Source organism: Moorena sp. SIO3B2 (genome assembly GCF_010692525.1).
GTDB lineage: Bacteria > Cyanobacteriota > Cyanobacteriia > Cyanobacteriales > Coleofasciculaceae > Moorena > Moorena producens.
Genome location: NZ_JAAHHE010000174.1, coordinates 1 through 13,191, shown reverse-complemented (window position 1 = coordinate 13,191; position 13,191 = coordinate 1). Strand labels below are relative to the sequence as shown.

Here is a 13,191-nt window from a genome sequence, read left to right as displayed (position 1 = left end):
ATTCACCGCCCGGAAAGTCCGACTCCTAAAACGTTCAACGGGCTTAATTGTAAACTACTAATTGGAGGCGCGGCTTTCCTCCCCACCCTGTAGAGGGATGGGGTATCCAGCCGCGAAGACTGATGAGCGATGTATAGACTTCTTTCAGAAGTCGGGAACAGCGGATCTGGGAACAGGGAACAGTGGACAAGAATTCACGAAAAGCGATGCAGTCGGCCAAAGGGGGTTCCCCCCACTCGCGCTTTGCATCAAGAACAGTATCATAAAACTACTTTTGCCAGAGGTCTTATAGCAATTTGCATATAAGTTAATTCTGAAAATGGGGCAAAAAAAATAAAGTTTACTTCTTAATAGCTTGGAGGCAAAATGCTCTATTTACTGTTCCCTATTCCCTGTTCCCTGTTCCCTAAAAAACTATAAATATGTACGTAAACATTGTCGCAAACCGCTATATGATTAATGCACTGAGTTACACTTGCATAGGTGTCGGAATCCTCTTCTGGTTTTGGGGAACCATTCCCCTAATCGGTGAGCGATCAGTATTATTCAAGCTACATAGTCTTTCAGTGGCAGATACCCTCGGCTCGATGAGTATCATCGTCGGGCTGCTCCTGAAGATACCCAGTGAATGGCCGCTGCTGATTCTCGCCATTATCTCCTTGGCGATCTGGAATACAGTGCTGGGATATGTGTTGGCTTACTGTTCCAGTAGTGGGGGTGACAATGACTGATAGCTATATTTATGTGATAACCGCCCTACTGCCTTTGTCCGCCTGCATGCTGGTATTTCAGGTCAATCCATACCATGCTCTGGTGATCCGAGGCATACTGGGAGCGGTGGCGGCTTTGGTCTATGCAATGTTTGGGGCAGCGGATGTGGCTTTGACCGAAGCGTTGGTGGGTACCATGCTAGCCATTACCCTCTATGCGGTTGCGGTGCGTTCATCCTTAACCATGCGTCTTGGAGTAATCCAAGACTGGGAAGAAGTTGAGGCAGATGGGGAGTCTTTAGCAGAGGGCAAGACCAAACCGGATTTTGGGGAACTGATGGATGACTTACGGACAATTCTGAGCAAACACTATATGCGCCTTGAGCTGGTAACCTACACAGATAGGGAGACCTTGCACCGGGCGCTGATAGAAAAAGAAGTCCATGGGACCTGTACCGAAGATGAGGGATGGCTGTTTGAGCAAGACCAGAGGGGATTAGCTCAAGGAGCTACCCAGAAGGCATCACCACAGGATGATCAAGACCAGGTAGGGCAAGAGTATGAAACCCTACCTTATCACACCCAGACCAGGGTTCAACGCCTCTATGAGATCATGCAAAGTGAACTTTCATTATCGGCGACAAGCTTGACTTATTTAAATGTACCAGAGGCAGGGGGAGATCATTAATGAAATGGATTTACATTGCAGCAGGGATAGCGCTGTACGTCAAATTTATGGTTTTGCCCAATCCGGCGGCAGACTTATCAGATCTCTCTATCGTCGAATCCGTTGTACAAGATACTGGAGTGCCCAATGCGGTTTCGGGTATCATATTCCGGAATCGGCTCTATGACACCATCTTTGAAGTGGTGGTATTTACGATCGCGATCATGGGAGCTAAATTTCTACTGGCGGATGAAAAGCCGTTCTGCACGATCTATCAATTTACCGATAAACCATCCATTGTTCTAGCCCGTCTGGGAGCGACGATTGCTGCGTTGGTAGGTATCGAACTAGCGATTCGGGGGCATCTGAGTCCAGGAGGTGGCTTTGCGGCTGGGGTGGCGGGGGGAACCGCAATCGGTCTGGTTGCCATTACCTCATCATTCCAGTGGATGCAGGCAGTCTACAAGCGTTGGCAAGCTGCTAGGTGGGAGAAGATTTCAGTTTTGATTTTTATTGTACTAGCGGTTATAACCTTGACGGGAGTAGAATTACCCCACGGGGAGTTGCAGACACTTGTCAGCGCTGCCGTCATCCCCATACTCAACATCTTGGTTGCAGTAAAAGTTGCTTTGGGTTCGTGGGCAGTTATTTTGGTTTTTATTCATCATCGGGGATTGCTATGATCGATTACAGCGGTTTTCAATTCAGGGAACAGGGAACAGCGGATCACTGGAACAGAACAAAAATTATGTGTACCTTATAGTTATGAAAAACGGTGCGCTTGACCCGTAATTAAATTCGCCACGGGTCGCACCTCTGCATCGCTTTCTTATCCCCCACACCCCACACCCCACACCCCACACCCTACTCCCTACTCCCTACTCCCTACTCCCTACTCCCTATTCCCTTTGCTGATGAAATCTCAGATACGTGACTTAAAACAACTTTATGAAACTGAGTACGATCAGTGGTTAACTGAAACAGTTAAGCGACTGAAAAATCGTCAATTAGAAGAATTAGATTATGACAACTTAATCGAGGAATTAGAAGCCTTGGGACGCAGCGAACGAAATGCTGTTAAAAGTTTACTGTTGCAGATAATCATTCATCTAATGCTGTACCAATTTTGGGAAGCAGAGAGGGGTAGAAATGCTAATCACTGGGCGGGGGAAATTATTACCTTTCGAGTTCAACTAGAGGATAAACTTACCACTAATTTACGAAATTACTTAGCCGAGGAATTACCCAAGATCTACCAAAATGCTTTATTGATTGTCCAGAAGAAAACTCAGCTTAAGTCTCTACCAGAACAATGTCCTTATTCCTTTGAGGAATTACTGGATAAGGATTGGTTTCCCAAGTGATATAGCAGTCTCCAATCTTGTTCCTCAACGACGGGACTGACCAAATCCCCCAAAGTTCTACCAAAATATCCAGAAATGTGAGAGCCCTGCGTCTTTAGACCGGGGATGAAACAGAGCGACGGGATTAATCCCGTCGTATCCATAAACTTGGGAACTCTTTTAGTTTTAAATATGTCATAATATGTATAAGGAGGTGATAGCAAAATGTATAGGACAATTCCAGTAAAAGCAATATTCACAGATGAAGAAAAAGCTTTTTGGCTATTTCAAGGCGAACAAGCGAATAGCTTATGGAATTGTGCTACCTATTACTCCAAGCAAAAACATTATACTTGGCTAAAACAGCAACCAGAAGCTTTTACTACTTACTGGAAAGAAGATGTGCTGCGTTATGGTTGGAAGACGTATAAGTGTAATGTTAATTACGCGGAACTTTGTAAAGAGCTAAAAGATAATCCTCATTACAAAGCGATGGCGGCTCAATCAGCACAGCAAACTTTAAAGTCTGTGGCTGAATCAATTACAGGTTATAACCAATTAGTCGGACTTTATTATAAAGGCCAGGTAGATAGACCAAGACTTCTTAGATATCGCCAAAAAGGCGGGTTGACTGGTGTGACTTTCCCGAGACAAGCTCTTACCTATAAAAAAGGCTTATTTTATCCCTCTGTCAGCAAAGAGAGTAAACCAGAACTGCTAACAGAAATTGTACTAGAAGCTCCAGATTTTATAGATCCAGATTGGGTCAAAGAGGTGACAATTCGCCCGTACCTGGGAGAATTATGGATTGATTGGGTGATCGACGACGGGAAGCAACCAGTCGAGAACAACCCCAATCTTGATTATTCACAGGCTTGGAGCTTCGATCATGGTGGGGATAATTGGCTAACCGGAGTTTCGACCCATGGAAAGAGCCTGATTATTGGGGAGCATCTCATTTTGGAAACAATATTACCCAAAGCAACTATATTTCAAGGGTTTCAGCCCCCTAACAAGAGCTAACGTGCCAAATTGGGATGCTCCCGATTATTGATGGTCGGAAACTCAAATCCATGAATCAGGGGTACGCCAGATTGGTTGCCAAATATAAAGCCGGTAAATCAGATTTTTACTGGGATAGCAACCTGGATCGTGTCCAACGGAAACGCAACAATCAGATGCGAGATGCGATCAACAAGGCAGCCAGATTTATAATTAACAGATGCCTCAATGATCGTATTGGAAACTTGATAGTTGGATGGAATGAACGTCAAAAAGATTCATCAAAGATGGGGAAACGGGGAAATCAGAACTTTGTAGTTATTCCCACTAAGAGGTTAATCGAAAGACTAAAGCAACTAGCCTGCGAATATGGAATAAAAGTAACGATTACCGAGGAAGCGTACACCAGTAAAGCGTCTTACCTTGACGACGACAGCCTCCCAAAACATGGCGAAAAACCCAAAGGATGGACACCGTCGGGCAAAAGGGTAAAACGTGGATTATACAAGTCTTCTGAAGGGCACCTAATCAATGCTGACTGTAACGGGGCAGGCAATATTGCTAGGAAAGTAGCTGCACAGTTAGGAATTGACTTAACCAAGGCAGGTAGGGGATCAATGACAGTCCCACACCGGTACGATCTGTTTAACTCTCTTTCTAGATCGTACAGGACAAGAAGTGAAGTGGCACGGGTTCACCCTGCCACGTAACAACATTGTAGAATCCCCCGTGCTTTAGCCGGGGGAGATGTCAACTTTACCCGCAATCGACGCAAGGGGAGTCCGGCGCAATACTTTTGGTTCAGTATCGGAAATATAGCGATTTCTATCCTAATGAGGTAAACAAGATTTTTCCCTGTTCCCAGATCCGCTGTTCCCTGCTCCGAAGTCCCTGCTCCCTGCTCCCTAAAACCAAGGTACCCGATCGGGTACTGCTTCTAGTCTGACTGATGAGCCACACTAGGAGTAGGGAGTGTGAAGGGAGGATAGCATTTATGAAATTTCAGGCAACTTTCTGGGACGCTACTGCATCATATACCATCAGGATTGGGAATAATGTTACGTTTTATTGCAGTGAAGGGAAAATGTCAATTGCATAATGTGTAGCTATTAAGTCGATAAATTATATAGAGGCTATAGCGCCTGTAGCGCTATAAGCCTAAATTTGTCAAGTATATCTGGCAGATATCGGGGTGTAATCTGACAATAGTCAATTTGTCTACCGGGGGGAATTTTAATGACAGTCAATTTCCGCAGATTTTTTCGGGTCTGTAATCCCAGTAAAACCCTGAATGTGGGGAGGGCTGAAGACCAACAATATTACATTGATTTTTCCAAGGTGCGGGGCAGCAATATTATTCGAGAACTCAGACGCACCATTACCTTCTCAGAAGACGAACCCACCTGTCAGTTGTTTACGGGACACATGGGCTGTGGCAAGTCTACCGAGTTATCGCGATTGAAACGGGAATTAGAACAACAGGGATTTCATGTCGTTTATTTTGAGTCCTCTAATGACTTGGATCTGGCAGATGTAGAGATCAGTGATATTTTGCTGACCATTGCTCGTCAGGTGATTCAAAGTCTGGAGGAAGCTAAAATTAAACTCCAACCCACCCGCTTCCGAGGGTTAGTGCAAGGGGCGGCTAAGTTGTTAAACTCCGAGGTGACCGGGTTGAAATTCAAAGTTCCTGAGTTTCAGGCCGCTGGTGTAGGGGTTAAAATACCTGATGAGATTGGCATCAGCTCACAAGAGGGGGAGTATTCCCTAGCCTTTGGGATTGGGGAAATTACTACGAAAGCTAAGAATTCTAAGGACATTCGCTCCCTATTGCGACAACATCTAGAGCCACGGGTCAACAATATTGTAGAAGCGATTAATACAGAACTGATTGAACCAGCTCAACAGCAGCTGCAACAGCAGGGTAAAGCTGGACTAGTGGTGATTGTGGATAATCTTGACCGGATCCATAATAAACCTAAGTCAGGGCAACGCAATCAGCCAGAATATTTGTTTGTAGACCAGGGGGAGTATCTTAATCAACTCAAATGCCATGTGGTCTACACCATTCCCCTGATTTTGGCATTTTCCAATGACCAAGAAAACCTCAGGAATCGCTTTGGTTGTGAGCATTTACTGTTACCGATGGTACAGGTACAAGAACCAGATGGTAGTCCCAGTGATGCCGGAATTGCTTTGCTGCGACAGATGGTCTTAGCCAGAGCCTTCCCAGATCTGGAGCCAGAGCAACGGATCGGTTTAATTACAAAAGTGTTTGATAGCCCACAGACCTTGGATCGGCTGTGTCTAGTCAGTGGGGGTCATGTCAGGAATTTGTTGGTGCTGCTCCGTAACTGCCTCAGGAAAGACGAGCCGCCTTTATCTCGTAACTTGGTAGACAGTGTGATTAGTCAGCGTCGCAATGAATTGAGCAGGGCAATTACACCGGATGAGTGGGAATTGCTCAGACATGTGGCTGAACACAAAACTGTCAGGGGTGAGGAGGAATACCAAATCCTGTTGAAGAGTTTGTTTGTGTTTGAGTATTGTAATGACCACGGATGTTGGTATGATATCAATCCGGTGTTAGATGATGCCAAAGAATTGAATGGAAGCTAAATATAATATCAGCTATCAGCCGTCAGCTGTCAGCTATCAGCTATCAGCCGTCAGCTATCAGCTATCAGCATTCAGCATTAACCTCTACCTGAAATTACTCAGTTCCATGACTCCCTGTGTAAGCATTCAGCTATCAGCTATCAGCTATCAGCTTTTAAATAACACAATTAAGCATTCGTTTAATCTTTGTTACGTCAGCTGAATGCTGACGGCTGACGGCTGAATGCTGAATGCTGAATGCTGAATACTTACCTCCCTGTCCGGTTAAAGGGCGTGAATCAAGGGATAAAATATCATGCTCATGAGGTACACATAGTTGTTTACCACTCCCTCCCTTAGCCGCGCCCAGTTTAATCCCTGCTCCCTGCTCCCTGCTCCCTGCTCCCTGCTCCCTGCTCCCTGCTCCCTGCTCCCTGCTCCCTGCTCCCTGCTCCCTAAAACCCAAGACTTTGTGCCTCACCCAATTGAGAAATACTATAAGTCATGCTAGATACAACCGCAAATCACAACCAAGATTCCTTGAGAGAACTAATCCGACTGATTACTTTTTCTCAGGGAGAATTTTCGTTGATTTTGGCGGTTGGTAACTATGGGGTATTGAGGACACAAATTATTGAGCAGTTGCAGGAGCAATGTTCTATTCCGATCAGGGAGCTGGTCTTAGAGCAATCGGTTAAAACTCTCTATACCACTATTGTGGAAGAGCTAGGTCCGGAACAGCCAGAGGCGTTGATGGTATCTGGGATAGACTCAGTAAATTGCATAGAGGAAGTGCTGACAGCAACTAACCAGATTCGGGAAGAGTTTCGGAACTTTCGGTTTCCACTGGTGTTGTGGGTGACGGATAAGTTGCTGCAAATGCTAATTCGGTCAGTGCCAGATTTCCACAGTTGGTCAAGCTGTGTTGAGTTTGTGATTAGCAGCGGTCAATTAATTCAGTTTATTGAGCAAACCACTGATCAGGTGTTTGCCAAGATGGTAGCTTCCCGTGAAACTGAGTTTTTGCAGAGTTGTACTCTTAATTTAAACAAAGACTCTGGATCCTATGTGGAATTACAGTCAGCACGACAGGACCTGGAAAAGCGGGGAGTGGCCTTAGCACCTGAGTTAGAAGCCAGTTTGGAATTTGTGCTTGGTCGAGTGGCTGATAATTGTCAAGAAGAGTCTCGACAGCATTATGAGCGCAGTTTAGCTCTGTGGAAACAAACCGATAACCTGGAACGCCGTGGACATGTACTATTCTGTTTAGGCTTGTGGTGGGCTGGTTATGCACTGTGGCATCAAGCTGAGAAGGAGCAAGGTTGTCAAAAAGCAAAAGTTTATTTTCAGGAATCGGTTGAGGTTCTTGAGCAGGCTAACCGCCCAGAGTTAGCTGCCAAATTTATTAATTTTTGGGGAGAGGCACTTCAGCACCAGTCAAATTGGGAGGAGTTAGAGAAAGTGGCCAACAAAGCCTTGGCGCTCCATCAAACCTATTCTGATCCGTTCAGAATGGCACAAGCTTATGGCTTTTTGGCTGAAGTAGCCCTAGCCAAATCAGCCTGGACTAAAGCCCAAGAGTATTCAAAACAAGCGCTTTTTCTGCAATCAACGGCATCAGCTAAGATAGTCAATCCCTCACCAGAAGAAGAGGTTTTCTTAGACTGGAACAAGTCTTTTGCTAAGGGTTGGTATTTATTTTCCTTGGGACGAGCACTGCTTGGGGCTATGCGATCGCAAAAACATGTTGGTCAATTACAAGCAGCACTTTATAACTTGGAAACCGCGAGAGCAGAAACCAAACCCCACTATGATCCAGAACTTTATATTGGTATCTTGAAGGAATTACATCAGGCCTATTGCCAACAAGGGGACTATCTCACTGCCTTTGAGATTAAACAAGACCAACAGGGGATTGAGAGCCGGTTTGGGTTTCGGGCATTCATTGGTGCTGGTCGATTGCAGCCTAAGCAGCAGGTAACTAACCCAGTTTTAGCAACGGTTGAGTGCTCAGAAAGGATAGCGCCAGAAATTGCCGCTTCTGGCAGGGAACACTATGTTAATCGCCTGATTGAGCGCATGGAACAGGAGCGCTCTAGACTAACTGTGATTCATGGACAGTCCGGGGCGGGGAAAAGTTCGATGATTGAGGCGGGATTAATACCAGCATTAGAACGCAAAACCATTAATACCCGTCGGGTATTACCGGTTTTGCAGCAAGTTTATAGGAATTGGATTCAAGCACTAGGCAAATCCTTAAAAAACACTCTGGAGAAGAGAGTAAATTTAGCCTCTGTGCCTAGTAAGCTTGATTCAACCGCCCTCATTCTTGAGCAGTTGCACAATAATGCTAGGCAAAATTTGCTTACTGTTTTAATATTTGACCAGTTTGAAGAGTTTTTATTGGTTTGCTCAAACCCCAACCAGAGGCGAGGTTTTTATGAATTTTTGCGAGACTGTCTGAATATTCCTTATGTAAAGGTAATCTTGTCTGTGCGAGAGGATTATTTACATTGCCTGTTGGAATTTAATAAGTTCGGAATCGATTTAGAGGTTATTAATAACAATATTTTAGATAAAAAGATTCTGTTTGACTTGGGTAATCTTACCCCACCAGATGCCAAATTATATCTTGAAGGCTTAACCGAGCAAACTCAGTTTCCCCTAGAGCAAGCACTGATTGATAAATTAGTGGAGGATTTAGGCAAAGAATTAGGAGAAATTCGACCAATTGAGTTGCAAGTGGTAGGGGCGCAACTGGAACGAAACAAAATTACGACCCTAGAACAGTATCAACACCTAGGGGATAACCCAAAAGCTGAATTAGTCAACCAATACTTAGAAGAAGTTGTGGCAGAGTGTGGTGCCGAGAACAAACGGGCAGCTGAATTAGTGTTGTACTTGCTAACGGATGAAAACAACACCCGCCCTCTCAAAACTCGCCATGATTTGGAAAAAGAATTAAAAGCCTTGGCGGCTGATGTAGACACAGAGCTAAAACGATTAGATTTAGTGTTGGAAATTTTTGTTAAATCTGGCTTAGTGCTGCTGTTGCGAGAGATTTATAGCGATCGCTATCAATTAGTCCATGATTATTTAGTAGATTTCATTCGACAACGACAAGGGGCTGACATGAGAGCAGAACTTGAAAAAGAGCGAGAGGCGCGACAACGGCTTCAAAAACGGTTGCTCATGGGGTTAGGGGGATTTAGCGTAGTAATGACTATACTAGCAGCTATCGCAATCGGGCTGTGGCAATCGGCAAAATTTCACGAAAGACAGGTAAATCTTGCTAAACTCAACGCTAAATATCAGCTCTCTCGTCTTGTGAAAGAAAATCAGCTTGATGCCCTTTTAAGCAGCATTAAAGTAGGGAAAGAATTAAACCATAAAAGAGCCAAATCAGACATTGAAAAAGAGACTGTATCTAACCTCTGGCAAGCAGTCAACTTAACCCAAGAACACAATCGTTTAGATGGACATCAAGGTAGTGTCTTGAGTGTTAGTGTCAGTCCTGATAATCAACTCATTGCTTCAGCTAGCTCTGATCAAACCATCAAACTGTGGACTCGTGATGGCCAATTGCTGCATACCATAAAAGGACATGATGATACAGTGTGGTGCGTCAGTTTCAGCCCTGATAATCAGATCATTGCCTCTGCCAGTAAAGACAAAACTGTTAAACTTTGGGATCGGGATGGCAACTTAATTAACACCTTGAGGGGACATAAGGAGGACGTAAAGTGGGTAAGTTTTAGCCCCGATGGTGAGACCATTGCTTCAGCCAGTGGTGATAAAACTATTAAACTCTGGAACCGTGATGGAACTTTGCTCAAAACCTTAACAGGACATGGGAAAGCTGTTTTGAGCGTTAGTTTTAGCAATGATGGAAAATTAATTGCTTCTGCTAGTAAGGACAAAACGGTAAAAATCTGGAGTAGTGACGGTACATTAATCAACACTCTAGAGGGGCATGACAAAGCTGTTTGGAGTGTAATTTTTAGCCCGGATAGTCAGACTATTGCTTCAGCTAGTGATGATCAGACCGTGAAACTTTGGAACCGTGATGGAACCTTAGACAAAACCTTGGCAGGACATGATCATCCTATCAACAGTGTCAGCTTTAGTCCTGATGGTGAGTGGATTGCCTCAGGGAGTAGTGACGGAAAAATAAAACTCTGGACTGGTAAGGGTACACCAATTTCAACCCTTCCTGGTCATCAAAATACTGTCAATCAGGTTAGTTTCACTCCTGACGGTAAGATGCTAGCCTCAGCTAGTCTTGATTTCACTGTCAAACTTTGGAGTCTTGAGCGAATCTTGCCTAAGGTTTTCCAACCTACCAGCTATACAGTCTATGGTTATGGTGCTAGTTTTAGCCCGGATGGTGAGATCATTGCCTCTGGTAGTCGAGATGATAACACTGTCAAACTCTTGAACCCCAAGGAGCAGAGTAGGGAACTCACCCTCCAGGGACATCAGGGTTTGGTGAATGGGGTTGATTTCAGCACCGATGGTCAGTTAATTGCCACCGCCAGTAATGACAAGACGGTGAAACTCTGGAATCACCAGGGGAAACTGCTACATACTCTAGAGGGGCATAGGGATCGAGTTTATAGCGTTAGTTTCAGTCCTGATAGTCAAATCATTGCCTCTGCGAGTGAGGATAGGACAGTGAAACTTTGGACCAGGGAAGGGAAATTGCTACGTACTTTAGCGGGACATAAAGAGGCAATAAATCGCGTCAGTTTCAGTCCCGATGGTCAGTTAATTGCCTCTGCCAGTAATGACAACACGGTCAAACTCTGGAACCAGGACGGAAAACTAATGTATACCCTTACTGGGCCTAGCAGGTTGTCCTCCGTTAGTTTCAGCCCCGATGGTAAGCGGATTGTGGCAGGTGCTGTTGGTGGTTTTATGATCATCTGGAGTCGTAAAGACATCTGGAGTCGTAAAGACATCTCCTGGCAGGAATTCGAGTATAAAAAAGTAGTGGGGCATACAAAAACTGTTCATGATGTCAGTTTCCACCCCAAAGAAAACATTATTGCTTCTGGCAGTCAGGACGGAACAGTTAAACTATGGGACCCCAATGGAATTTTAATCAGAACGTTAACCGAGGGTTCTGAACGTGTGGAGTCTGTGAATTTCAGTCCAGATGGTGAAAGCCTAGTCTCGATTAACGCAGCGAATCGGGTTAGTAGTTGGAATTTAGATTACAGTCAATTAAACGATGTGAATTCCCTACTCAAGCGTGCTTGTGATCAGCTAAGTAATTATCTGAACAATAATCCGGACGTCAACCAAAAAGACAGAGAACTCTGTGAGGGAATTGAGGAGCAAGAGTAAATTAGCTGGAATATATAGCAGTTCTGATAGTAGTAAGGTACACAAGATTTGTTCCCTATTCCCTATTCCCTACTCCCTAAAACCCACAACTTGTGTAACTCACCCAATTAAGAACTGCTATATATGATCAATTTCTAGCTGGAGCGGACTTTACTAAAATCCGGATTCTGGCATGTCGTAGCGTGGCGGTTTAGGATCTTCATCTTGGGGCTCTCTAGCGCCAACAGCGGTATCAAATATAGTGTATTTAAGGAATGAAACATCCTCGAATAGACTATTGCTAGTAGAGTCAGGTTCGGTGATTAAGTTCTGGTAACCTGTCTCCATAGCTAAAACCTGAGTAGCAGTGATTGTCGATACTGCTGTTATCCCCAGAAGGGATAGAATTTTATAACGTTTCATAAGTGGACTCCGTGGGTTCTGTGCTAATTCCAACTCGATTCATATATACATTTTTCCCAGATTGATGGCTCAGATCAGGATATTTTCTAGGTTTGTGGATCAGATCAGGAAAGTCTCTGAGTGGAGAATATCGTAGCTTTGGCGGCTTTGACGAATCTGCGGAGGGAAAGTTCCCCATGAAGAATTTAGAATGTAGAATTAAGAATTAAGAATTGAGAATTAAGAATTAAGAATTGAGAATTAAGAATTAAGAATTATACATTAGGTATTATTCTTTATACATTATTCTTTATACATTATACATTATACATTATACCTTCAGCCTTCAGCCTTCAGCCTTCAGCCTTCAGCCTTCAGCCTTCAGCCTTCAGCCTTCTCCATTCTAAATTCTAAATTCTCAATTCTTAATTCTGCATTCTACATTCTTAATTCCACATTCTATATTCTTAATTCTAACAACTTTTAACTTTAGAGCAGAGCTGATTTAATAACTCCTTTGGAATGGCCTCGAAATTTTCTAAGAGGAAATCCATTAAGGCCAGATGATGCAAAGAATCGGAAGAGGGAGTTTTATAGCGAGGACCTTGAGCCAGCCAGCTGTTTACAGCGTAAGTTGAGCGGCAGCAGATGTTAGCAATGTCTTCTTGGTTAACTTGCCATTTCCAGTAAAACTCCTGGGGGGTCATGGATAGTCGGCAGTTGCTGTATAGGTAGATCAAGATTTCTTCTCGCTCGGTGATGGCACGAGGATAGGAATGTTCCAGTGTCGATTGGCTTCTGGCAATTTGGGCAAGGCGGTCTAGGGCTCGCTGACACTTAATCAGATGATTCAGATGATCATTTGAGCGTTTGTTTGGCATGATAGAAATACCTCACACATAGTTTGTGACTGAGGACATAAGCCGCGCTTCTTGGTTGACGTGGAAAGCGCGGCTTTTTGTCCATAAATATTATCGAAATATCGGACATTTTTATTATTACTAATAACTTGGAAAATGTCAAGGATATTTTTAGATTTTTGCAACATTTTTTTACAAATTTAAAAATTGATTAGCTTGGGGGTTTGATATATAACAAATATCAATTTTATGATGTATTTTTGGATTATATTTTAGGGAGC

The 13,191-nt window shown here is 43.9% G+C and carries 10 protein-coding genes and 1 pseudogene; 9 read left to right on the top strand and 2 right to left on the bottom strand.

Translation table 11 applies throughout. The features are described 5' to 3' along the window. Nucleotides 1-452 precede the first annotated feature (452 nt). The 9 genes and pseudogenes from F6K38_RS25985 to F6K38_RS25940 all read left to right on the top strand — a co-directional run bounded on the left by F6K38_RS25985 (nt 453) and on the right by F6K38_RS25940 (nt 11,669). Nucleotides 453-731 (top strand): monovalent cation/H(+) antiporter subunit G, encoded by a 279-nt coding sequence (locus tag F6K38_RS25985; RefSeq protein WP_287253916.1) that lies wholly within the window; start codon nt 453-455, stop codon nt 729-731. Then, nucleotides 724-1,398 (top strand): DUF4040 domain-containing protein, encoded by a 675-nt coding sequence (locus F6K38_RS25980; protein WP_287296810.1) that lies wholly within the window; start codon nt 724-726, stop codon nt 1,396-1,398. Before F6K38_RS25985 ends, F6K38_RS25980 begins: the two co-directional genes overlap by 8 nt. Beyond that, nucleotides 1,398-2,060, top strand: a complete 663-nt coding sequence (locus F6K38_RS25975; RefSeq protein ID WP_071102633.1) for a Na(+)/H(+) antiporter subunit B — start codon at nt 1,398-1,400, stop codon at nt 2,058-2,060. The genes F6K38_RS25980 and F6K38_RS25975 overlap by 1 nt, the downstream gene beginning before the upstream one ends. Before the next feature lie 231 nt (nt 2,061-2,291). Then, nucleotides 2,292-2,741, top strand: a complete 450-nt coding sequence (locus F6K38_RS25970) for a DUF29 domain-containing protein (RefSeq protein WP_071102634.1) — start codon at nt 2,292-2,294, stop codon at nt 2,739-2,741. 204 nt (nt 2,742-2,945) lie between these two features. Further along, nucleotides 2,946-4,432, top strand: a pseudogene (locus tag F6K38_RS44400) (RNA-guided endonuclease InsQ/TnpB family protein). 526 nt (nt 4,433-4,958) lie between these two features. After that, nucleotides 4,959-6,341, top strand: a complete 1,383-nt coding sequence (locus F6K38_RS25955; protein WP_287357941.1) for an ATP-binding protein — start codon at nt 4,959-4,961, stop codon at nt 6,339-6,341. Further along, nucleotides 6,331-6,543 (top strand): hypothetical protein, encoded by a 213-nt coding sequence (locus tag F6K38_RS25950; protein WP_008189921.1) that lies wholly within the window; start codon nt 6,331-6,333, stop codon nt 6,541-6,543. Before F6K38_RS25955 ends, F6K38_RS25950 begins: the two co-directional genes overlap by 11 nt. 114 nt (nt 6,544-6,657) lie before the next feature. Continuing rightward, nucleotides 6,658-6,831 carry a hypothetical protein gene (locus F6K38_RS25945; RefSeq protein WP_287357940.1) on the top strand — a complete coding sequence of 58 codons (174 nt, stop codon included), beginning with the start codon at nt 6,658-6,660 and terminating at the stop codon, nt 6,829-6,831. Then, nucleotides 6,825-11,669: a WD40 domain-containing protein gene (locus tag F6K38_RS25940; protein ID WP_287357938.1), complete on the top strand. Its 4,845-nt coding sequence runs from the start codon at nt 6,825-6,827 to the stop codon at nt 11,667-11,669. The genes F6K38_RS25945 and F6K38_RS25940 overlap by 7 nt, the downstream gene beginning before the upstream one ends. 153 nt (nt 11,670-11,822) lie before the next feature. Here the strand turns inward: F6K38_RS25940 and F6K38_RS25935 are convergent, their stop codons facing one another. After that, a complete protein-coding gene (locus F6K38_RS25935; RefSeq protein ID WP_287357936.1) occupies nt 11,823-12,071 on the bottom strand; it encodes a hypothetical protein in 249 nt (82 codons plus the stop codon). A 452-nt stretch (nt 12,072-12,523) separates the two neighbouring features. Next, nucleotides 12,524-12,931: a hypothetical protein gene (locus F6K38_RS25930; protein ID WP_287357935.1), complete on the bottom strand. Its 408-nt coding sequence runs from the start codon at nt 12,929-12,931 to the stop codon at nt 12,524-12,526. Nucleotides 12,932-13,191: the final 260 nt, after the last annotated feature.